19 protein-coding genes and 2 riboswitches are annotated in these 21,811 nt (G+C 70.1%); of the genes, 6 read left to right on the top strand and 13 right to left on the bottom strand.

All coding sequences use genetic code 11. The features are described 5' to 3' along the window. Positions 1-695 precede the first annotated feature (695 nt). The 4 genes from DQW85_RS08440 to DQW85_RS08425 form a co-directional block, all read right to left on the bottom strand. Positions 696-1,028, bottom strand: a complete 333-nt coding sequence (locus tag DQW85_RS08440; RefSeq protein WP_113699809.1) for a histone-like nucleoid-structuring protein Lsr2 — start codon at positions 1,026-1,028, stop codon at positions 696-698. Between the two features lie 525 nt (positions 1,029-1,553). Further along, positions 1,554-2,036, bottom strand: a complete 483-nt coding sequence (locus tag DQW85_RS08435) for an RDD family protein (RefSeq protein WP_162794836.1) — start codon at positions 2,034-2,036, stop codon at positions 1,554-1,556. Between the two features lie 135 nt (positions 2,037-2,171). Further along, entirely contained in the window at positions 2,172-3,743 is a 1,572-nt protein-coding gene (locus DQW85_RS08430) for an RDD family protein (protein WP_162794835.1), read from the bottom strand. 97 nt (positions 3,744-3,840) lie between these two features. Further along, complete coding sequence (locus DQW85_RS08425) at positions 3,841-4,398, bottom strand: amino-acid N-acetyltransferase (protein WP_113699806.1); 558 nt, start codon at positions 4,396-4,398, stop codon at positions 3,841-3,843. A gap of 264 nt (positions 4,399-4,662) precedes the next feature. Then, positions 4,663-4,818, top strand: a riboswitch (cyclic di-AMP (ydaO/yuaA leader). A 5-nt stretch (positions 4,819-4,823) separates the two neighbouring features. On the opposite strand from DQW85_RS08425, the gene DQW85_RS08420 reads away from it, so the two are divergent. Next, the gene (locus tag DQW85_RS08420; RefSeq protein ID WP_113699805.1) at positions 4,824-5,897 is read left to right on the top strand and encodes a C40 family peptidase; all 1,074 of its coding nucleotides are present in this window, start codon (positions 4,824-4,826) and stop codon (positions 5,895-5,897) included. Positions 5,898-5,923: 26 nt separating this feature from the next. On the opposite strand, the gene DQW85_RS08415 is transcribed toward DQW85_RS08420, so the two are convergent. After that, positions 5,924-6,136: a LuxR C-terminal-related transcriptional regulator gene (locus DQW85_RS08415; RefSeq protein ID WP_113699804.1), complete on the bottom strand. Its 213-nt coding sequence runs from the start codon at positions 6,134-6,136 to the stop codon at positions 5,924-5,926. Between the two features lie 302 nt (positions 6,137-6,438). Continuing rightward, complete coding sequence (gene lysX / locus DQW85_RS08410; RefSeq protein WP_113699803.1) at positions 6,439-7,920, bottom strand: bifunctional lysylphosphatidylglycerol synthetase/lysine--tRNA ligase LysX; 1,482 nt, start codon at positions 7,918-7,920, stop codon at positions 6,439-6,441. A gap of 156 nt (positions 7,921-8,076) precedes the next feature. Here lysX and DQW85_RS08405 point away from each other — a divergent pair, with 156 nt between their 5' ends. Then, positions 8,077-8,571, top strand: coding sequence for a hypothetical protein (locus DQW85_RS08405; RefSeq protein ID WP_113699802.1), 495 nt, complete (start codon positions 8,077-8,079; stop codon positions 8,569-8,571). Between the two features lie 82 nt (positions 8,572-8,653). Here DQW85_RS08405 and DQW85_RS08400 read toward each other — a convergent pair whose 3' ends face one another. From DQW85_RS08400 to DQW85_RS08385, 4 genes are all read right to left on the bottom strand, one after another. Further along, a complete protein-coding gene (locus DQW85_RS08400; protein ID WP_113699801.1) occupies positions 8,654-9,436 on the bottom strand; it encodes a type III pantothenate kinase in 783 nt (260 codons plus the stop codon). 4 nt (positions 9,437-9,440) lie between these two features. Further along, the gene (locus DQW85_RS08395; RefSeq protein WP_113699800.1) at positions 9,441-11,963 is read right to left on the bottom strand and encodes an L-aspartate oxidase; all 2,523 of its coding nucleotides are present in this window, start codon (positions 11,961-11,963) and stop codon (positions 9,441-9,443) included. A gap of 91 nt (positions 11,964-12,054) precedes the next feature. Next, complete coding sequence (panC, locus tag DQW85_RS08390) at positions 12,055-12,900, bottom strand: pantoate--beta-alanine ligase (protein ID WP_113699799.1); 846 nt, start codon at positions 12,898-12,900, stop codon at positions 12,055-12,057. Beyond that, entirely contained in the window at positions 12,891-13,781 is an 891-nt protein-coding gene (locus DQW85_RS08385) for a Rossmann-like and DUF2520 domain-containing protein (protein ID WP_113699815.1), read from the bottom strand. The genes panC and DQW85_RS08385 overlap by 10 nt, the downstream gene beginning before the upstream one ends. 326 nt (positions 13,782-14,107) lie before the next feature. Here DQW85_RS08385 and DQW85_RS08380 point away from each other — a divergent pair, with 326 nt between their 5' ends. Further along, positions 14,108-15,070, top strand: coding sequence for an SAM-dependent methyltransferase (locus DQW85_RS08380; protein WP_113699798.1), 963 nt, complete (start codon positions 14,108-14,110; stop codon positions 15,068-15,070). A 95-nt stretch (positions 15,071-15,165) separates the two neighbouring features. Here the strand turns inward: DQW85_RS08380 and DQW85_RS08375 are convergent, their stop codons facing one another. Together DQW85_RS08375 and DQW85_RS08370 are read right to left on the bottom strand one after the other, a co-directional pair. After that, positions 15,166-16,308 carry a cytochrome P450 gene (locus DQW85_RS08375; RefSeq protein WP_240197020.1) on the bottom strand — a complete coding sequence of 381 codons (1,143 nt, stop codon included), beginning with the start codon at positions 16,306-16,308 and terminating at the stop codon, positions 15,166-15,168. Positions 16,309-16,365: 57 nt separating this feature from the next. Next, positions 16,366-17,094 carry a TerC family protein gene (locus tag DQW85_RS08370; protein WP_113699796.1) on the bottom strand — a complete coding sequence of 243 codons (729 nt, stop codon included), beginning with the start codon at positions 17,092-17,094 and terminating at the stop codon, positions 16,366-16,368. A gap of 116 nt (positions 17,095-17,210) precedes the next feature. After that, a riboswitch (SAM riboswitch) is annotated at positions 17,211-17,326 on the top strand. A gap of 45 nt (positions 17,327-17,371) precedes the next feature. On the opposite strand from DQW85_RS08370, the gene DQW85_RS08365 reads away from it, so the two are divergent. Continuing rightward, positions 17,372-18,694, top strand: coding sequence for an aminotransferase class V-fold PLP-dependent enzyme (locus DQW85_RS08365; protein ID WP_205314971.1), 1,323 nt, complete (start codon positions 17,372-17,374; stop codon positions 18,692-18,694). Positions 18,695-18,747: 53 nt separating this feature from the next. Here DQW85_RS08365 and DQW85_RS08360 read toward each other — a convergent pair whose 3' ends face one another. Continuing rightward, entirely contained in the window at positions 18,748-19,407 is a 660-nt protein-coding gene (locus DQW85_RS08360; protein WP_162794834.1) for a DoxX family protein, read from the bottom strand. A gap of 123 nt (positions 19,408-19,530) precedes the next feature. Between DQW85_RS08360 and DQW85_RS08355 the strand changes: the two genes are divergently transcribed. Both DQW85_RS08355 and DQW85_RS08350 read left to right on the top strand, forming a co-directional pair. After that, positions 19,531-20,676, top strand: a complete 1,146-nt coding sequence (locus DQW85_RS08355) for an NADH-quinone oxidoreductase subunit D (protein WP_113699794.1) — start codon at positions 19,531-19,533, stop codon at positions 20,674-20,676. Then, entirely contained in the window at positions 20,673-21,794 is a 1,122-nt protein-coding gene (locus DQW85_RS08350; RefSeq protein ID WP_205314970.1) for an acyltransferase family protein, read from the top strand. The genes DQW85_RS08355 and DQW85_RS08350 overlap by 4 nt, the downstream gene beginning before the upstream one ends. Positions 21,795-21,811: the final 17 nt, after the last annotated feature.

Genomic DNA, 21,811 nt, shown 5'->3' with positions numbered 1-21,811 from the left:
CGTCCTCGCTGCTAAGGCTCGCCAATCCGATCGTGGTACGCCCCGAACAACGCCGCCATTCCGCCTTCATGGCCCGCCTTCAAGAGCCCGCCTTCACGGGGCTGTCTTCCCGGGGCTGTCTTCACGAGCCGCCTTCACCGGACGGGCGTCCGCTCCCCTCCTTCTGAGGTCGCGCGCCTTCTCTCCGCTCTCTGAGCGGCCCTCTGGGCGGCGCGCCGTCGGGCCGACCGTCACACTTAGGTCACACCTACTTGCTCTGTCGAACGACGGTTGCTCTGACGAACGGCGGTTGCTCTGTCGAACGGCGGCCACGCGGAGCGTGGCGGGCTGAGGGCACACGGAAGGCCCGAACGTCGCGGCTGGTCGGCGACGAAGACCCCGCACGAACGTGTACGCCGTCGCGCCCAGGGCGCGCGACCCCGACCGCCGCGTACGGGCGGACCCGCGGAACGGGCCACGGCGAAGAAACATCATTGGCCGCGGGCCGGTGCAATGGGGCTTGCGCCGGCGGCATTCGGCGGCGGGAAGGAGAACGGCCGGCGGGCCCAAAAGCCCACATATGGGGGCACACAAAGATCAACTAACCGCCGGGCCGTCCAGCATTCGAGAACGGCGACCGAAAATGATCATGCGCTTATGGCGTTCGCCGGGGTCCTAGGCGAACGGCATAAGCGCATGGTCAGGAGCGCGGGCTCTCAGTGAGCCGCTTCGTACTTCTCGACGACGGTGGAGGCGATACGGCCCCGCTCGCTTACGGGCAGGCCGTGAGCCTTCGCCCACTGACGGATCTCCGAGCTCTTCTCGCGGCTCATCGCACGCTGCCCGCCGCGCCCCTTCTTCCGCGCCGACACGGCGCCGGAGCGGCGCGCGTGCGAGACGAAAGGTGTGAGGGCGTCCCTGAGCTTCTTGGCGTTAAGGTCGCTGAGGTCAATCTCATAGGAGGAGCCGTCAATAGCGAAGCTGACCGTCTCATTGGCCTCGCCGCCATCGAGGTCATCGATGAGAATCTCCTGGATCTGCTTGGCCATCTACGCAATCCTTTCCCGGAGCATTGTTTCATTCGCTGGCCCAAACATATACCCGAAAAGGCGCGGAGACAATTCAACGCTACAAGGATTCTGCTGAGTCGCCGATCAGTTGCCGTTCTCGGCCTGATCCCGGCGGTTTGGGCGCCGCCCGGGGCCCTCCGCGCGGAACAACTTCACCACGCCGAAGATGAAGGCTCCCCCGACGACCGCCGGCGGGATGAGGGCTGACAATACTTCTGTTACGGCCTGCATTCGTCCTCGCCTCCAGAGCGGACGGGGTTTCAGGGACGCCCTTTATGCGCACGCGGCGCGGTGGGCATGAGCGGCCCTCATGCGGGCCCCCTCATGCGGGGCGGGGCGACAACCGCCCGTGCCCGACCATCGCGGCAGCCGGGTGCGCTGCACGCGGCAGGGGCGCCGACATCCGGCGACCGGATGCCCCATAGCCTAATGCCAGTCTCTCCAGGCTCCTTACCGGATCAAGCGAAAATTTTGCGGAAAGGCGTCCGCGCTCCCGGCCGGAGCTCACCGAAGATCTTTGACCACCAGCGTTCCCGCCAGCCGGTCATGGGGTCCACGCTGCAGCGGCCTGTCGATCAAGATGAGCATCCCGACCGCGAACACGAAGATTCCGGCCAGCACATTGACCACCGGAATGCCCATCAGCATGGCAGGTCCGGGATACACGAGGGCACGTTTCAGCAGAGCTCGCCGAGGCAGGTCGTCCGGGACCACGCGAATCTTCATGATCGCCTTGCCGAAGGTACGGCCTCGCCCGGAATGCGCCGCCCAGTCATAGCCGGCATAACCCACCCCGGCCAGCAACCAGGCGAAGACGCCGGGCAACCGCCCGTCGAACACCTCCAGCACCCCTACAGTCCGGAAGACGCCCCACAGCGCGATGAACAGAATGTAATAGAACACCCCGAAGACGAGGCCTTCAATGAGCCGCGCGGCGAGCCGTTCCCACCATTCCGCGGGCACCACGCCCGTCCGCATCCCGCCCATAACCCAACCTTGGCCCATCCGCGATCCGGCCGTCGCCCTTTTCGGGTACGGGCCGGGACACAAACGGGTACGGCCCGGGTACACAAACAGAGGCCGGCCTGGCGCCGACCTCTGTTCGCGTTCGCGCGGAGCGAGCTACTTGATCTTCACCACCACGGTCCTGACCGCCTTGTCGGCGTACGTCTGCTGCAACGGCTTGTCCCAGAGCTGCGAGGCCGCGTTCACGCCCACGGCCGCCCAGGCGAGCAGCCAACCCAGCACCGGGATCACATTCAGGATGTAGCCGCCCCACGTCACGCCGGCCCGCTTCAGTGCCACGTCACTGGGGAGGCCCCCCTGCGGCACGGGCCCGCCGACCGGGGCGATCTTGATACCCATGATCATCTTGCCCACGGTCTGCGCCTTGGCCTTGGTGAGGAAGTACTCGTAGCCGATATAGACGGCGGCGATCAGCGTGTACAGGATGAACTGATACAGGAAACCGCTGAGGCCCCACGTCGCGCCGGTGTTCCAGTTGAAGACGGCGGCGAAGAGCAACGAGAAGATCACCGTCAGCACGACGGTGGCCACGCCGAAGATGGCCCCGTCGATGAGCCTGGCAACCAGCCGCTGCCACCACTCCGCGAGCGGAGCCGGGGCGCCGGGAGGCTGGACCCCGACCGGCTGCCCGTAGGCCTGGCCGTAGCCGGGCTGGCCATAACCCGGCTGGTTGTAGGCGGCCTGGCCGTAACCCTGCTGCTGCCCGTAACCCTGCTCGCCGTAGCCCTGCTGGCCGTAACCCTGCTCGTAACCCTGCTGCGGCTGACCGTACTGCCCCTGCTGGCCGTAGCCGGGCTGGCCGTACTGCTGGCCGGAGGACGCCTGCTGCCCGTACTGCTGACCGGAGGCGGCCTGCTGCCCGTACTGACCCTGACCGTAGTCGGGCTGCGACTGGCCCTGCTGACCGTAGCCCGGCTGGCCGGGCTGGCCGTACTGGCCCTGGCCGTAGCCCGGCTGCGAGGACTGCTGCTGGCCGTAGCCCGGCTGGGTGTACTGCTGGCCCGAGGGGTCCTGCTGGCCATAGCCGGACTGGGGCTGCGACTGGCCCTGCTGGCCGTACTGCGACTGCTGGCCGTAGCCCGGCTGGCCGTACTGGCCGGAGGACGCCTGCTGCCCGTACTGCTGACCGGAGGCGGCCTGCTGCCCGTACTGACCCTGACCGTAGTCGGGCTGCGACTGGCCCTGCTGACCGTAGCCCGGCTGGCCGGGCTGGCCGTACTGCGACTGCTGGCCGTAACCCTGCTGGCCGTAACCCTGCTGGCCGTACTGGCCGGAGGACGCCTGCTGGCCGTACTGCTGGCCCGACGAGCCCTGCTGGCCGTAGTCGGGCTGCGACTGGCCCTGTTGGGCGTAGCCGGGCTGCTGCCCGTACTGGCCCTGCTGGCCGTACTGGCCCTGGCCGTAGTCGGGCTGCGACTGGCCCTGCTGGCCGTAGCCCGGCTGGCCGGGCTGGCCGTACTGCGACTGCTGGCCCTGCTGGCCCTGCTGGGCGTAGCCGGGCTGCCCGTACTGCGGCTGGCCGTAGTCTTCCGCCCGGTAGCCGACGATGGTCGCGTCGGGGTCGGCCTCACCGTGGGGGCGGCCTGTGTTCGGATGACCGTATTCGGGAGACCCGGCAGCGTTCTCGCCGGATTCGTCCTGTGGATACGGCGGCTGTCCGGTGCTCACCGTGTCACCTCGCTTCGAGTGCGCATGTGGCACGTGTCAGGACACATGCCTGTGCTGCCCAACGTATCGACATAGGTATCAACAATCACCTTTCCCGTTAGTCAAGGCCAGCGTCACCCGATGTCAGATGGAGCAGCATGCGGGTGTTGCCCAGGGTGTTCGGCTTGACGTGCTCCAGATCGAGGAACTCCGCCACCCCCTCGTCGTACGAGGCCAGCAGCTCGGCGTAGACCTCGGGAGAGACGGGAGTGCCCTGAATGGGGCGGAACCCGTGCCTCGCGAAGAAGTCGACCTCGAAAGTCAGGCAGAAAACCCGCCTGAGCCCCAGAGCTCTCGCCGTGTCGATCAACGCGGAGACGATCCGGTGGCCGATCCCCAGACCCCGGAACGCGGGATCCACGGCGACCGTGCGGATCTCGGCGAGATCCTCCCAGAGAACGTGCAGCGCGCCGCAACCGACGACCTGCCCGTCCCCGTCGGCGACCCAGAATTCCTGGACGTCCTCGTACAGCGTGACGGTGGCCTTCTCCAGGAGGCGGGGGCCCGCACCGGCATAGGTGTCGACCAGGCGCCTGATCGTCCTGACATCGGACGTGCGGGCGCGCCGCACCACGATCTCGGTGCCAGGGACTGTCACTTCGGCGACCTGCTCCATGGGTCTCCAGCGTACAGATCCCATTACGGCTCATCCCAAAATCCCACCTGTCGCCTCCATCCGGCATATCGCTCCGGCGTACACGAGCCAGGCAACATCTGGCCCAAGCATCGGCAAACAGGGCATAAAGTCAGCCATGTACGGCTGGGCGCGACATCACCTTGTGACCCTTCGGTAGCGAAACCTCTACAGAGTTGGCAGTTCTGGTTGAGCACCAACTCAAGGTGCACTAGTGTCCACCGACGATGTCACCCGCGCGCCCCGCGTGGGAACGCGCCCAATCCCCGTAGGGGGAGCCGGGGACCCGCCGGTGGCGAGCTCGTCCGAGCGCCACCCGGGGTGAGTCCGAGCGTCCAGCTCGGTAGGGCTGCTCCGGCCCGAACCCGCCAGCTAACCCGGTAGGCGTCGATGAGAGGAGCCGGTTGGTGAAGCGCACGCGCGGTCACGAGAGGGTTTCGGCGGGCACACAAGCCCGCCCTCCGAAACGGTCCGTCCCGCGCCGTCTCGCCGTCCTCCGCACCGCGCTCGCCGCGTTCACCGTGATCACCGCGTTCGCCGGGCTCGCCGGGCTCGTCGTCGTCCCCGCCGCTCCGGCCGCCGCGGATCCCGAGCCGTCCCTCGAGGCCCTGTCCAAGCAGGTCGAGAAGATGCACACGGAGATCGAGACGCTGGCCGAGCAGTACAACGGCCAGCGCGAGAAGCTCAAGTCCGCCGAGAAGTCGGCCGAGGCCGCCAAGGAGGCACTGGCCGCCAGCGAGGCCGAGCTGGCCGCCAAGCGCACCGCGGCCTCCCTGCTGGTCCAGAACGAGTACATGACCGGCGGCTTCGGCATGGCGCTGCCGTTCATGTCCTCCAGCGACCCCGACCAGTTCCTCGACCGGGCGGCCACCACCTTCGCGCTCGAACAGGAGCAGGGCGAGCAGCTCAGGCAGGTCCTCCAGGCGATGCAGACGGCCAGGCAGGCCAGAGACGGCGCCAAGACCCGCATGGAAGAGGTGCGGAGGCTCGTCACCGACCTCGACGCCAAGCGCGACAAGATCGTGAAGCTGGTGGCCAAGGTGGAGGGCAACCTCTACCGGCGGGCGCTCGGCGAGGCCGGCCGCCCGGGCACCCGCGCCGTGCGGGTCAACCTGCCGGTCGTCGGCGCCGGCAGGGCCGCCGAGGCCGCCAAGTGGGCGCTCACGCAGCAGCTCAAACCGTACATCTGGGGTGCTGATGGGCCCAGCGGGTACGACTGCTCGGGCCTGGTCATGGCGGCCTTCCAGCGGGTCGGCATCTCGCTGCCGCACTACACCGGCAGCCAGTGGACCGCCGGCCGGCACGTCTCCCGGCAGGAGCTGCGGGCGGGAGACCTGGTGTTCTTCTACAACGACCTGCACCACGTGGGCATCTACATCGGGGGCGGGCTGATGGTCCACGCACCCCGGACCGGCGACGTCGTGCGCGTCGCGTCGATCGCCAAGCGCCCGTTTGCCGGCGCTGTACGCGTCGCAGGCTGACCGAGCGGCCAGGAGCGGCGGGTGCCTCAGATCAGCTGGCGGCGGGCCGCCCACGCCACGGCCTCGATCGCCGTGGCCACCCCGATGCGATCGCAGATGCCGCGCAACCGGCGGCGCACCGTGCGCCCGCTGATGTCCAGGCGCCTTCCGACCCGATCGACGGTGACTCCCTTGGCAAGCTCCGCCAGCAGAGCAAGATCTGCCTGACTCAGCTCAACGCCCTCGGTGAGCACATCCATCGGGAGCCCTCCCCCCAACAGCAGAACTCGGAGACGTCACGTACCCGAGCATGTCCGCTCGTCCCGCAGAACGTAAACGCATCCAGGAAAGGCCGTCAAGCATGACAATCGTGGCATTTGACCGCGTTAACTGACTCCTTCGCGGCGCGCGAAGGAGCGGCCATACGTCTGCACACTTGGGGGCGCGATCAGCCGTCACACGTGCCCTGACAGCGCACCGATCATCCCTCTACCAGCCACCCGAGCCCCGCTTTTGGATCTGTTTCGATCGGGCCTTTCTGTGCGCCCCCATAGCGTGACGCTCACTGAGACGGCTTGACCAGCGGGAAGAGGATGGTCTCGCGGATGTTCTTGCCGGTGAAGGCCATGATCATCCGGTCGATACCGACGCCCATGCCACCGGTGGGCGGCATCGCGTACTCGAGGGCCTGCAGGAAGTCCTCGTCCACTTGCATGGCCTCGGGGTCGCCGCCCGCCGCCAGCAGGGACTGCTCGACCAGGCGGCGGCGTTGCTCGATCGGGTCGTTGAGCTCGGAGTAGGCGGTGCCCAGCTCGGTGCCGAAGCCGATCAGGTCCCACTTCTCGGTGAGCAGCGGGTTGTCGCGGTGGGTGCGGGCCAGCGGCGAGGTCTCCAGCGGGTAGTCCATCACGAAGGTGGGCTGGATGAGCGTGTGCTCGACGAGCTCCTCGAACAGCTCCTGGACGAGCTTGCCCTGGCCCCACTTGGGATCCCAGTGCACGTCGTGCTTGTCGGCGAGCACGCGCACGCGCTCCAGCGGGGTCTCGGTGGTGATCTCCTCGCCTACCGCCTCGGACACAGCGCCGTAGAGGGTGACCCGGGGCCACTCGGGCAGGCCCAGGTCGATCTCGACCCCGTCGTGGGTGACCACCGAGGTGCCCAGCGCCGCCACCACGGCCTTCTGGTACATCCGCTGGGTCAGGTCGGCCATGTCGTTGTAGTCGAGGTAGGTGCCGTAGGCCTCGAGCATCGTGAACTCGGGGTTGTGCGTGGAGTCGGCGCCCTCGTTGCGGAAGTTGCGGTTGATCTCGAAGACCTTCTCGATGCCGCCGACCACCAGCCGCTTGAGGTAGAGCTCGATCGCGATGCGGAGGTAGAGCTCCATGTCGTAGGCGTTGATGTGGGTCCGGAACGGCCGGGCCGTCGCGCCGCCGTGGATGGGCTGCAGCATCGGCGTCTCGACCTCGAGATAGCCCTCCTCGTGCCAGAAGTCGCGCACGGCGCGCACGGCGGCGCTGCGCACGCGGGCCATCTGGCGGGCCTCGTCGTTGACGATCAGGTCGACGTAGCGCTGGCGCACCCGGGCCTCGGGGTCGGTGAGACCGACGTGCTTCTCCGGCAGCGGGCGCAGGCACTTGGACGTGAGCTGCCAGCGGTCGGCCAGGATCGACAGCTCGCCGCGCCGAGAGGTGATCACCTCTCCGGTCACGCCCACGTGGTCGCCCAGGTCGATGTCGCGCTTCCAGGCGGCCAGCGACTCCTCGCCGACCTTGTCGAGCGAGATCATGACCTGCAGGTCGCCGCTGCCGTCGCGCAGCGTGGCGAAGCAGAGTTTGCCGCCCACCCGGTTGAGCATGACACGGCCCGCGACGGCCACCGTGTCACCGGTGGCGGTGTCGGGCTCCAGGCCCTGATGGCGCGCCCTGACCTCGGCGTTGGTCGAGGTGCGCGGAAAGTTCACCGGGTAAGGATCGACGCCCTCGCTGCGAAGGCGGTCGAGCTTCTCTCTCCGGATTCGCATCTGCTCGGGAAGTTCGTCGCTCACACCAACAAAGCGTAGGGGATATGGCGAACTGCAAGGGCTCGTCGGCTGCCTGAAGGAGGGCTGTAGGGCCGCTGCAAGGCCTCTCGCTTACCAATGACGCATGAGCTCGGGGGGGATCGGCAGGGCGCCGGCCCGGGAAGAGCTCAGGGAGAGATCATGATGAAGAAGATCGCGACAGGTTTCCTCGCCGTCGCAGCCACCACCGCGCTGGCCCTGTCGCTGCCTTCCGCCGCGAACGCCACGACCGCCTCGCCGGCCACTTCGTCCGGTTACGACTTTGACGACTACTGGGGCCCGATCTACGCCAGGCACCACCTCGCCAAGGCGCAGGGCTGGGTCGGCGTTGAGTGGGACGAGGACCAGGAGTCGAACAACGCGCACGTCAGGGGCAGGCTGTACGACCTGGACAACCGGACCTACCACGAGGGTGGCAAGTGCGCGTACGTGAAGTTCCAGGCCAGCGACTTCGACCACCACTGGTCCACCGTCTACACCAAGAAGTACTGCGGCTACCCCGGCTACAAGAAGTTCCACTTCGAGACCGACGACGTCTTCAGCCTGCGGGCGAAGGTCTGCCAGGTGCGCCCCTACAGCAACTACGTCACCAAGTGCGGCGACTGGGACTACCTCTACACCGCCGAGACCGAGTAGTCACCACAGCCGGCGTGGCGCACATATTCGACAGGCGGCCCCTTCCCGAGCGGGGGGCCGCCTGTTCCACGTGGGGAACGTTCTAGGCCACGTTGCGGTTGTAGATCAGCCGCAGGCCGATGAGGGTCAGCCACGGCTCGTGCAGGTCGATCGAGCGTGACTCGCTCACCACCAGCGCCGCGTGCCCGCCCGTGGCGACCACGGTGACCTCTTCCGGGTCGTCGGCCAGCTCCGTCGCCATCCGCTCGACGATGCCGTCCACCTGGCCGGCGAAGCCGTAGATGATCCCGGCCTGGAGCGCCTCGACCGTGTTCTTGGCGATGACCGAACGTGGCCTGACGAGCTCCACCTTGTGCAGCTGGGCGCCCGCCGCCGCGAGCGCGTCCACCGAGATCTCGATGCCGGGGGCGGTGACCGCGCCCACGTACTCGCCCTTGGCCGACACCGCGTCGAACGAGGTGGCCGTGCCGAAGTCGACGATGATGCAGGGCCCCCCGTACTGGTCGATGGCCGCGAGCGCGTTGACGATGCGGTCGCTGCCGACCTCCTTGGGGTTGTCCATGCGGACGGGGACGCCCGTGCGCACGCCCGGCTCCACGATCACCGCGTTGACGTCGCCGTAGTAGCGACGGCACATCTCGCGCATCTCGTTGAGCACGCTCGGCACGGTGGAGCAGATCGCGATGCCGCTGATGTCGGCTCCCTTGAGCAGCGGAGACTGGGCCAGCAGCCCCTGGAGCACGACGGCGATCTCGTCGGCGGTGCGACGCGGGTCGGTGGCGAGGCGCCAGTGCTCGATGACGTCCTCCCCCTCGAACAGGCCGAGCACCGTGTGCGTGTTGCCGACGTCGATCGTGAGCAGCATCCCATTACCCCCGTAGGTCCAGTGCGATGTCAAGGGCCGGCGCCGAGTGGGTGAGCGCTCCCACAGCAAGGTAGTCAACGCCAGTTTCAGCCACATCACGGGCCGATTCCAAGGTCAACCCCCCGCTCGCTTCCAAGCGCGCCCGATTTTTCGTGATTTGTACGGCACGCGTGGTGTCCTCGATGGTGAAGTTGTCGAGCAGGATCTCTTCCGCCCCCTCTTCGAGCACCGGTTCGAGCTGGTCCATCCGGTCGATCTCCACTTCGATCGGCAGGTCCGGGTAGCGTTCCCTGACCGCGCGGAACGCCTCGGCCACGCCGCCCGCCGCCACCACGTGGTTGTCCTTGATCAGGGCCGCGTCGGACAGCGACATCCGGTGGTTGACGCCGCCTCCGCAGCGCACCGCGTACTTCTCCAGCGAGCGCAGCCCCGGCAGCGTCTTGCGGCTGTCGCGGACGCGTGCCCTGGTGCCGCTGACCGCCTCCACCCACCTGGCGGTCAGCGTGGCGATGCCGGACAGGTGCGTCAGGAGGTTCAGCGCCGTGCGCTCCGCGGTCAGCACCCCCCTGACGGGCCCCTCCACGGTCATCAGCACGTCGCCCTTTCTGACGCGCTCGCCGTCCTTGGCCCCGCGCTCGGCGCGGGCCGCGCCGAGCCGCACGAAGACGGCCTCGGCGACGGCGAGACCGGAGACGACGCCGTCGGCGCGGGCCACCACGTCGGCCACCGCGCGCTGGTCCGCCGGGATGGTCGCCAGGCTCGTCACGTCGCCGGCCTCCTGAAGGTCCTCGGCGAGCGCCCGGCCGACGAGCGCGTCGACCTCGGCCGGGTCGAGCCCGGCGGCCGCGAGCTCCTGCGCCAGGCGCGCGGGCATCGCGTCGCCGTGCGGGGTGTAGGTCATCCTCAGGCCCTCCTCGGTCAGGGTCACGTCCAGGTGCCCCAGCCACTCGTCGTCGTCCCGTTCGGGGAAGTCGTCCCGCCAGTGCGACCCTCGCGTCTCCAGCCGCGCGGCGGCCGCGGCCGTGAGGACGGTGGCGACCGTGAGCAGGTTCGTCGCCTCCCACGACTCAGTGCGGGGCGCCACCTGGACCGGCGTCCAGCGGGCGTCGCGCAGTGCCCTGGCGGTGTCGGCGAGCGACTCGCGCGCCCGCAGGACGCCCGCTCCCCTGCTCATGTGCGCCTGGATCCGCGTCCTCGCCCGGGGATCCACCAGACCGGCGCTCGCGGGGGCCGCCACCACCGGGGCGGCGGTCGCGTCGTGGCCGGTGGCGTGGATGTCCGCGGCGATGCGCTCGGCGAACACCAGCCCTTCGAGCAGGGAGTTGGACGCGAGCCGGTTCGCGCCGTGCACGCCCGTGCAGGCGACCTCGCCGCAGGCGTACAGGCCGTCGATGGAGGTACGGCCGAGCAGGTCGGTCCGGACGCCGCCGCTCGCGTAGTGGGCTGCGGGAGCGACCGGGATGGGCTCGGCCGCCGGGTCGATGCCGTGCTCGCGGCAGACGGCGTAGATGGTCGGGAACCTGGCCCGCCACCTCTCCTCCCCGAAGTGGCGGCCGTCGAGGAGGACGTGGTCGCGCCCCGTCTCGCGCATCGTGCGCATGATGGCCTTGGCGACGACGTCGCGGGGCGCCAGATCGGCGAGTTCGTGCACGCCGCGCATGAACGCGTCGCCCTCGTGGTCGACCAGGATCGCGCCCTCGCCCCTGACCGCCTCGGAGATGAGCGGCTGCTGGCCGGACGAGCCCTCGCCGAGCCAGAGCACGGTCGGGTGGAACTGGACGAACTCGAGGTCGCGCACCACCGCCCCGGCCCTGAGCGCGAGCGCCACGCCGTCGCCCGTGGAGACGACGGGGTTGGTCGTGGCGGCGTACACCTGGCCCATGCCGCCGGTGGCCAGCACCACGGCCCCGGCGTGGACGGCGCCCACCCCGTCGCGCGCGCCCTCGCCCATGACGTGCAGCGTCACGCCCCTGGCCCGGCCGCGGGCGTCCTTGAGCAGGTCGAGCACGAGCGCGTGCTCGATGACCTCGATCGACGTGCACGCGCGGACCGCCTCGACCAGTGCGCGCTGCACCTCCGCCCCGGTCGCGTCGCCCCCCGCGTGCACGATGCGGTCGCGCCGGTGGCCGCCCTCCCGGGTGAGCTGGAGCTCCCCGTCGGCCGTCCGGTCGAAGCGCGCACCGCGCTCCATGAGCCGCCGCAGCGCTCCCGGCCCCTCGGTCACGAGAGTCCGTACGGCCCGCACGTCGCACAGGCCGACCCCGGCGAGCAGCGTGTCCCTGAGGTGCTCCTCAGGCGTGTCGTCCGGGTCGAGCACGGCCGCGATGCCACCCTGCGCCCACCGGGTCGAGCCGGAGGAGAGCACGTCCTTGGTGACGACCAGGACCTTGGCGGCGGGGTCGAGCTCGGCATGGCGCAGGGCGACGGTGAGCCCGGCGATGCCGGAGCCCACGACGACCACGTCCGCCTCGACGACCCAGCCGGGAGCGGGAGCCGTCAACCGCAACGGGATCGCGGGTGCACTCATGGGGGTCTCCTCGTCGGGCGATTTCGTCACAATGACGATAACGCCTGCCGACGGGTGTCCCTTCCCCGGGGGACGGCTCGGCCCTGCTCGCTCACGCGCTCCTGCGCGGCCCCAGGGTCACGATCATGTTGTCGATCAGTCGTGTGGTGCCGACCTTCGCGGCGACCGCCAGCACGGCCTCGCCGTCGTACGAGTCGGGCACCTCGGTGAACGTGGCCGGATCGACGAGCGCCAGATAGTCGACCGCCAGCTCAGCGGGCGCGTCGTCGAGCACGGCCCGCGCCGCCGCCCGGACCTCGGCGGGCGTGGACCGCGCCACCCCCGCCAGCAGGGCTCGGGACAGCGACAGGGCGACCTGCCTGTCGCCGGCCGACAGGTAGCGGTTGCGGCTCGACAGGGCCAGGCCGTCGGGCTCGCGGACCGTGGGCACGCCCAGGATCTCGATCGGCAGGTCCAGGTCGGCGACCATGCGGCGGATCAGCGCGAGCTGCTGGGCGTCCTTCTGGCCGAAGACCGCGAGGTCCGGCCGTACGAGGTTGAACAGCTTCAGCACGACCGTGAGCACGCCGTCGAAGTGGCCGGGCCGGCAGGCGCCCTCGACGATCGTGCCCATCCGGCCCGACGTGACCTCGACCTGGCGGTCCGGCTGGTACATGGCCTCCACCGAGGGCGCGAACACGACGTCCACCCCTTCGGCCCGGCACGTCTCGAGGTCGGCGTCGAATGTACGCGGATATCGCGAAAAATCCTCGTTAGGCCCGAATTGCAGGGGGTTCACGAAGACGCTCACCACGACCTGGTCGGCACGGCCACGGGCCGCACGGATCAGCGAGCGGTGGCCCTCGTGCAGCGCGCCCATGGTGGGCACCAGCGCCACCCGCCCCTCCCCACGGGCCTTCGCCAGCTCGGACCGGTCCCCGGCGACGATCAGGTCCATCTGTTGCCTCCCAGCGCGTCGAGCAGGCGCTCCGCCTCCTCGGGCTTGAGCAGCCCGGCGGCGAGCGCGCGGTCGGCCGTGAGCCTAGCGAGCGAGATGTAGGCGTCCGCCGCCTCGGGTGCCGCCAGGATCAGCGCGTCCACGTGCTTGCGCACGGTGCCGGCGTCGCCGCGCACCACCGGCCCGGTGAGCCCGGCGATGCCGAGCCTGAGCACGTTGTCGAGCGCGGCCCCGAGCAGCGGGCCCAGCATCCGGCCGGGATGCTCGACACCGATGCGCCGCAGCAGCTCGGACGACTCGGCGATCAGCGTGACCATGTGGTTGGCGGCCCCCGCCAGGGCCGCGTGGTAGAGGGCGCGGTCACGGTCAGCGATCCAGACCGGCTCCCCGCCCATCTCGATGACCAGGGCCTCGGCGATGGGCCTGAGCGGGTCGGGCGCGGTCACGCCGAACGAGCAGCCCGTGACGCGGTTGAGGTCGTCGTCGCGGCCGGTGAACGTCATGACCGGATGGAGCGCGAGCGGCAGCGCGCCGACCCTGGCCGCCGGTTCCAGCACCGAGAGCCCGTACGCGCCGCTGGTGTGCGCCAGCAGCTTGCCCTTGAGCTCGGCCCCGGTCGTGGCGAGCCCGTTGACCAAGTCGGGCAGCGCGTCATCGGGCACCGTGAGCAGGATGAGCTCAGCGGCGTCGACCACCTCGTCGGGCCGCGAGGGCACCACGCCCAGCCGCTCGGCCGCCCAGCGGTGCGAGGTGTCGGACACCCCGCTGGCGGCGACGACCCGGTGCCCGGCCCGCGCGAGCGCCGCGCCGAGCGCGGAGCCCACCTTCCCCGCCCCCAGCACTCCGACGGCCAGCCGTGCCGGGCGTTCACCTGCGTCCATGACGTCCACCCCTGTCGACCTGATGGCACTGCCGCCCAGCGTAACGGCCGACCCTGACTTCGCACGTGACGGGGGTTTTGCCGCATGTTGAGTTAACGACAAATAGGACAAGGGAAGACGAATGGCGCACCCCCTGTCGGAAGAGATGAGGAGAGGGGTTGACCGGATGGCGGCGGGCGCCGAGTCCCCCACCGGACCCGACGCCCACACCTGACGTGCGGCCTCTTGGGAGGTGCCCGCCACGGCCGGCCATCCGCCGACTGACCGGCCCGGAGAGGGAGCTCGGACCGGCTCCGTGTCGCCGCCGATCATGAGATAGTCCAGGCATGTGGCTCACCTGGCGCGAGGCCATGGAGCGCGCGCTCTACGGCGAGGACGGTTTCTACCTCCGAGAACGCCCCTCCGGGCACTTCCGCACCTCGGTGAGCGCCACACCCGCGTTCGCCGAGGCGGTGCTCGCGCTGCTGGTGGAGGTCGACGCCGAGCTCGGCGGGCCGCCGGCGCTGGACCTGGTGGACATCGGGGCCGGTGAGGGGCTGCTGGCGAGCCACGTGCTCGACGCCGCCGACCCCAAGCTGCGCGAACGGCTGCGCATCACGGCGGTCGAGCTCTCCCCGAGACCGGACGGGCTGCCCGACCCGATCGCCTGGCGCCCCACCATCCCGCCCTCGATCACCGGACTGGCGATCGCGAACGAGTGGCTGGACAACATCCCGCTCGACGTGGCCGAGCAGACTCCCGACGGCCCGCGCCTCGTCATGGTCGACACCCGCACGGGCGAGGAGCGGCTCGACGGTCCCCTGTGTCCGGCCGACCGCGACTGGCTCGACCGGTGGTGGCCGCTGGGCGCCGTGGGGGCGCGCGCGGAGGTCGGCCGTCCTCGCGACGCGGCCTGGGCGTCGGTGCTGGCACGGCTCGTACGAGGCCGCGCGCTCGCCATTGACTATGCACACCCTGTGGATAACCGTCCGGCCTGCGGCACGCTCACCGGATACCGCGACGGCGCGGTGGTGCCCCCCATACCGGACGGCACCTGCGACATCACCGCGCACGTGGCGCTCGACGCCTGCGCCGCGGCCGGTGAGCGGGCCGGAGGGATATCCACAGCCTTGTCCACACAGCGTGACGCGCTACGCGCTCTGGGGGTCACCGCCGGCCGCCCGCCCCTCGACCTGGCGCGGCAGGACCCGCGCGGCTATCTCCGGGCACTGGCCCGCGCCTCCGAGGAGGCCGAGCTGATCGATCCGAACGGTCTCGGCGGCTTCGGCTGGCTCGTCCAGAGCCGCTGACGCGCGGCTTCGACCGGCTCCTCCTGAGCCTTCGTCCGGGCTCCGCCTGAGCCGCCGGCACCGAGGCGCCGACCCCGAGGCGCCGAGGGGCCGCGTCAGGCGGCGCGCAGGTCGAGCGAGTCCAGGCCGCGGATGATGTAGCCCGGCTTCCAGACCGGCTCGCTGACGAGCTCCAGCCTGGCCGCCCGGTCCAGCATCGCGCCGAACGACTCCGCGAGCTCGATCCGGGCCAGCGGCGCGCCCAGGCAGAAGTGGATGCCCGCGCCGAACGAGATGTGCGGGTTGTCGGCGCGGCCCACGTCCAGGCGGTCGGGGTCCTCGAACACCTCCGGGTCGCGGTTGGCCGAGCCGAACAGCAGCGCGACCTCGGCGCCGCGCGGGATGCGGGTGCCGTGCACCTCGATGTCCTCCAGCACCCACCGCTCGAACATCTGCAGCGGGGTGTCCCACCGCATCAGCTCCTCGATCGCGGTGGGCAGCAGGCCCCGGTCCGCGCGCAGCCGTACCAGCTCGGCGGGGTTGCGGAACAGCGACCACCAGCCGTTGCCGGTCACGTTCACGGTGGCCTCGTGACCGGCGTTGAGCAGCAGCACGCAGGTGCCGACCAGCTCGTCCTCGGTCAACTCGTCGATCTGGGCGAGCGCCGAGATCAGGTCCTCGCCCGGGCGCGCGGCGCGCTCACGTGCCAGGCCCTTGAGGTAGCCGGCGAACTCGCTCGCCGCTCGGACGGCCGTGTGCTGCGCCTCGGGCGGCGGGTTGAGCTCGTACATGCCGCAGATCTCCGCCGACCAGGGGCGCAGCAGGTGGCGGTCGGCCTCGGGCACGCCCAGCATCTCCGCGATGACCGTCACCGGAAGCGGCTCCGCCACCTCGGCGATCAGGTCGCCGCCGCCCTTGTCCACGTAGGTGTCGACCAGTCCGGCGGCGATGGCCCGCACCCGGGGCCGCAGCGACTCGACCATGCGCGGGGTGAACGCCCTGGAGACCAGGCGGCGCAGCCTGGTGTGGACCGGCGGCTCCACGTCGAGCATGCCGGCCCTGATCACCCGCCAGAACGGCTCCTGGAACTCCGGCTCCGGCTCGCGGCCGAACTCCTCGTGGGTGGCCGCGTGCAGGTACGAACGGCCCAGCCTGCGGTCCCTGAGGAGGGCGTTGACGTCGGCGTACCGGGAGATCAGCCACTGGCCCGTGGGCTCGTAGTAGCTGACGGGGGCGTCGCGCCGGAGGTCGGCGTACACGCCATAGGGATGAGCGACGAAATCCGGATTCCAGGGATCAAAGCGCACTATTGCATCTTACGAAGCGGCCTCCTGCTTGACCTGCCTGCTGCGCATCCGGATGTTCAGCAGCTCGACGATGACGGAGAACGCCATCGCGAAGTAGATGTAGCCCTTGGGGATGTGCTGTTCGAGCCCCTCGGCGATGAGCACCACCCCGATCAGCACGAGGAACGAGAGCGCCAGCATCTTGATGCTCGGGTGCCTGTCCACGAACCTGCTGATCGGCCCCGAGGCGACCAGCATGACGAGAACCGCGACGACCACGGCCGCGATCATGACGCCCAGCTCGTCGACCATGCCGACCGCGGTGATCACCGAGTCGAGCGAGAAGACGACGTCGAGGACCATGATCTGCAGGATGACCGCGGTGAAGGAGGTGACCGCGCGCTTCTTGCCGTCCTCACCCTTCAGCTCCATGCTGTGCCCGATCTCCGTCACGCTCTTGGCGAGCAGGAACAGCCCACCGAGCAGGAGGATCAGGTCGCGCCCGGATATCTCCTGGCCGAGCACCTCGAACAGCGGCTCGGTGAGCCGTACCACCCACGACAGCGCCAGCAGCAGCAGGAGGCGGGTGATCAGGGCCGCGGCCAGCCCCAGGACCCGCGCCCTGTCGCGCTGCTCCGGCGGCAGCCTCCCGGCCAGGATGGAGATGAAGATGATGTTGTCTATGCCGAGGACGATCTCCAGGGCGACAAGGGTGAAGAACCCTATCCAGATCTGCGGGTCGGCCACCCACTCCAACATTGTCCTACCTCCAGGGCGCACGGGTTCGGGGCTGTATCCGGGAGCAACGATCGGGACTCCCCGGAAGTTCGCGATTTGCGTTCGATGGGCGGGTGTCGGTTATAGTGCGGTTCGTAGGTCATGAGTGCCAGCGTCAAGCCCCGGCTAGCTGGCCGGCAACCCTCGCGTCCGCGGCGGGGTGCCCCGGGTGAAGACCTGGTCCGTCACGAGGTGTGGCGGGCAAGCGCGGGCTCCCTGGCTGCTTCCTGGGGTCCGACGGCCCTTGGGAGGAACCGCCGTGTCCACGTTGACGATCTTCAACTCCGTGCCCGCCCAGCCCGGCCAGGCAGTGGAGGAGCCGGGCAGGCAGAGCCGCCGTCCCATCCCGGCCGTGCTGGGGGCCGACCTGGAGGTTCCGGTCAAGGGCGGCAGGCTGGTGGGATACGCCAACCTGGACTACGCGGCGAGCGCCCCCTGTCTGGAGCCGGTCAGCGCCGCCGTCGCCGCCGCGCTCCCGGCCTACTCCAGCGTGCACCGCGGCGCGGGATACGCCTCCCAGCTCACCACCGCCCGCTACGAGCAGGCCCGCCACACGGTCCGGGCCTTCGTCGGGGCCCGCGCCGACGATGCCGTGATCTTCACGCGCAACACCACCGACGCCACGAATCTGCTGGCCGGCTGCCTGCCCGCCGGCGCCACCGCGGTCGTGTTCGACAGCGAGCACCACGCCTCCCTCCTGCCCTGGGAGCGGTCCGTACGCCTGTCTCCCCCTGCCTTTCCCGGCGAGGCGGTGCGCGCGGCCGACGAGGCGCTGGCCGCCATCGACGGGCCCAAGCTGCTCGTGGTCACCGCCGCCTCCAACGTCACCGGCGAGCTCTGGCCGATCGCCGCCCTGGCCCACATCGCCCACCGCCACGGCGCCCGCATCCTGGTGGACGCCGCGCAGTTGGTGCCGCACCGGCGGCTCAACCTGACCGCCCTCGACCTGGACTACGTGGCCTTCTCCGGGCACAAGCTCTACGCGCCGTTCGGCGCCGGAGTGCTGGTCGGGCGGCGCGACTGGCTGGCCGGCGGGGAGCCGTACCTCAAGGGCGGCGGCGCGGTCCGCGCGGTGGCGACGGCCTCCGAGGGCGCCGCGGGCGTCGAGTGGCACGACGACCCCGAGCCGAGGCACGAGGCGGGCACGCCGAACGTGCTGGGCGCCATCGCCCTGGCCGCCGCCTGCGACGCGCTGACCGCCACCGGCTGGACCCCGCTCGTCCGCGAGGAGGAGCGGCTCATCGCCCGGCTCCGCGCTGGGCTGACCTCGATCGGCGGCGTGCGTGAGCTGTCGCTGTGGGGCGCGGACCACCCGCGCGTGGGCATCGTCTCGTTCACCGTGGACGGCTACTCGGCGCGGGAGGTCGCCGAGGCGCTGTCCACCGAGTACGGGATCGGCGTGCGCGACGGGAAGTTCTGCGCGCACCCGTTCCTCCAGCACCTGCTGAGCGAGCAGGGCGGCGGCTGCGAGGACGACACGGCCTCCGCGGTGCGGGCCTCGATCGGCATCGGAACCACCGAGGAGCACGTGGACCGCCTCGTCGAGGCCCTGCGAGACCTCGTCACGCGAGCCACCGCCTGACCCCGGCGCCGGATCTGCCCCGGCCAGACCGGAGGCGGCCCGGCGGCGGGCCTTCAGCGGTTCGGCGGTTTCCGCTTCGCCGGGTCCTCGGTGAACAGGGCGTCCATGTCGCTCATGTCGTCGCGCGCCGGTTCCCCCTGGCCGGTGCCCTGGCGCGGAACGCTCCCCGGCGGGGCCGCCGTCCCTCCGGCGACCGTGCCCCCGGTGGTGCCCCCGGTGGTGCCCCCGGTGGTGCCCCCGGTGGTGCCTCCGGTGGTGGTGCTCCCCGCGGTGGTCTCCGTGGCGGGCCGGGACGCGGCACGCCTCTTCGACCACGTCCCGTGGACGATCCCGTCGATGCCGAACCTGCCTCCGCCTACCGCGATGAACAGCAGGCAGAGCGCCATCAGCGAGGCGACGAACTCCCAGCCGCCCTCTCGGACGAATATGCCCTGCGAGCCGTGCACGAAGACGAGGGCGCCGAGGCCCACGACGAACCACGCCGCCGCCGCCAGCCGTACCAGCAGGCCGATGATCAGCAGGGCGCCTCCCACGAGCTCCGCGGCGATCGTGAACCCGGCGGCGAGCTGCGGCAGCGGAATGCCGATCTCGGCGAACCCCTTTGCCGCGGCGGGCAGACCCTCCTGCCACTTCTGCCACCCGTGAGCCACGAGGATCACGCCCAGCGTCACGCGCGCGACCAGCGCCGCGACATCGAACACAAACCTCTTCATGGTGTTTTCTCCCCCCATTTCCTGCTATATCTGCCCCTGTCCGGTGCTGGGATGCGTGTCCATGCCGTTCCTTGACCTCGCCCTGCGCTGGCTCACCACGGCGGCCGGTGGCAGCATGGCCGTATGACGGAACGTGTGGTCGGCATCGGGGCGGGCGCGAAAGAGCTGGCCACCGAGGACATGATCCTCAACATCGGCCCGCAGCACCCGTCGACCCACGGCGTGCTCCGGCTCCGGCTGACCCTCGACGGCGAGCGCATCTCCACCGCCGAGCCGATCATCGGCTACATGCACAGGGGCGCGGAGAAGCTGTTCGAGGTCCGCGACTTCCGGCAGATCATCATGCTCGCCAACCGGCACGACTGGCTGTCCGGCTTCGCCAACGAGCTCGGCGTGGTCATCGCCGCCGAACGCATGCTCGGCATGGAGCCGCCGGTCAGGGCGGTCTGGGCGCGCACGCTGCTGGCCGAGCTCAACCGGGTGCTCAGCCACCTGATGTTCCTCGGCTCCTACCCCCTGGAGCTGGGCGCGATCACCCCGGTCTTCTACGCGTTCAACGAGCGCGAACGCATCCAGGCCGTCATGGAGGAGATCTCCGGCGGGCGCATGCACTACATGTTCAACCGGGTCGGCGGGCTGAAGGAGGAGCTCCCGTACGGGTGGCTCGACCGGGTGTCGGAGGCGGTCGCCGAGACCCGTCGCCGCGTCCCCGCCATCGAGGACCTCATCCTGCACAACGAGATCTTCCTCGCCCGCACCCGGGGCGTCGGCGTGCTCGACCGCGAGAAGATCATGCAGTACGGGGTGAGCGGCCCCATCGCCCGCGCCTCCGGGGTCGACTTCGACCTGCGGCGCGACGACCCGTACCTCGCCTACCACGAACTGCCCGTGAAGGTCGTCACGCGCGGCACGGGCGACTGCCACGCCCGCTTCGAGGTGCTGCTCGACCAGCTGAAGGTCTCGCTCGACCTGGCCGACGCCTGCGTCGACCGGCTCCGCTCTCTCCCGCCGGGGCCCATCAACCAGCGCCTGCCCAAGGTGCTGAAGGTGCCGGAGGGGCACACCTACGCCTGGACCGAGAACCCCCTCGGCATCAACGGCTACTACCTCGTCTCCAAGGGCGACAAGACCCCGTGGCGGCTCAAGCTCCGGTCCGCGTCCTACAGCAACATCCAGGTGCTTCGGGAGATACTCCCCGGCCACCTGGTCGCCGACATGGTGGCCATCCTCGGGTCGATGTTCTTCGTCGTGGGTGACATCGACAAGTGACCACCCGGCACGAGCCCGGCGCCGCCGTCGCGCCGCGCGACAAGTACGTCGACTGGCTGCGCGCGCTCAGCCTGATCGTCGTGGTGGTCTGGCACTGGGCGTTCACGATCCTGGAGTGGAAGCCGACCGGGCCGGAGCCGACCAGCCCGCTGGGGTTCACCTCGGGGCTGTGGATCCTCACCTGGCTGCTGCAGGTGCTGCCGCTCTTCTTCTACGTCGGCGGACACGTGCACCTGCTGTCCTGGAACCGGGCCCGGATGCGCGGCGTCGGCATCGGGGCGTTCGTCTGGCGGCGCATCCGGGCGCTGGCCGTTCCGGCGCTCGTCCTGTCGGGCGTGTGGGTGGCCATCGGCGCGGTGGTGACGCGGGTGTTCGGCGTCGAGTGGATGTGGCGGGTCGTGCTGCTCGTGCTCAGCCCGCTGTGGTTCCTCGGCGTCTACCTGGTGCTCATCGCGCTCCTGCCGGTGGCGCTCTGGCTGCACCGCCGCTACGACGTGCTGGCCCTGATCTGGCTCGGCGGGACCGCGCTGGTGATCGACGTGCTGCGGTTCCGGTACGGCGTCGGGTGGGTGGGCTGGCTGAACATGGTCGTGGTCTGGGGGCTGGCCCACCAGGCCGGGTTCTTCTACCAGCGGATCGTGGCGCTCCCCCGGCGCTACGACGTCGGGGTGCTGTGGACCGGGCTGTTCGCCCTGTTCGGGCTGGTGTATTCGGGCATCTACCCGGGCTCGATGGTCGGCGTGCCGGGCGACAAGTGGTCGAACATGGCCCCGCCCACGTTCGTCATCGTCGCCCTGCTGATCTTCCAGATCGGGCTGGTCGAGGTGCTCCGACCGGCGATGGAGCGGGTACTGGAGAAGCCGGGCTGGAGCCGGGTCAACGGCACCATCAATCGCTTCGCCCTGCCGCTGTACCTGTTCCACACGACCGGGATGGCGATCGCGCTGGGGATCGGGTGGTGGCTGTTCGGCTCGCTGGGCCAGAAGGTGCCGCCCGACCTGTCGTGGTGGCTGGAGCGCCCGCTCGCCATCCTCGGGCCGCTGGTCTGCACCCTGCCCATGGTCCACCTGTTCGGCCGCCCGCGTCCCAGTGTCGAACAAGTGCCGGACAAACGTTGAACGCGTGGATAGCCTGG

The sequence above is a fragment of the Nonomuraea lactucae genome (assembly GCF_003313395.1).
Lineage (GTDB): Bacteria > Actinomycetota > Actinomycetes > Streptosporangiales > Streptosporangiaceae > Nonomuraea > Nonomuraea lactucae.
Note: the sequence above shows the minus strand (reverse complement) of the source record. Positions and strands in the feature narration are given on the sequence as shown.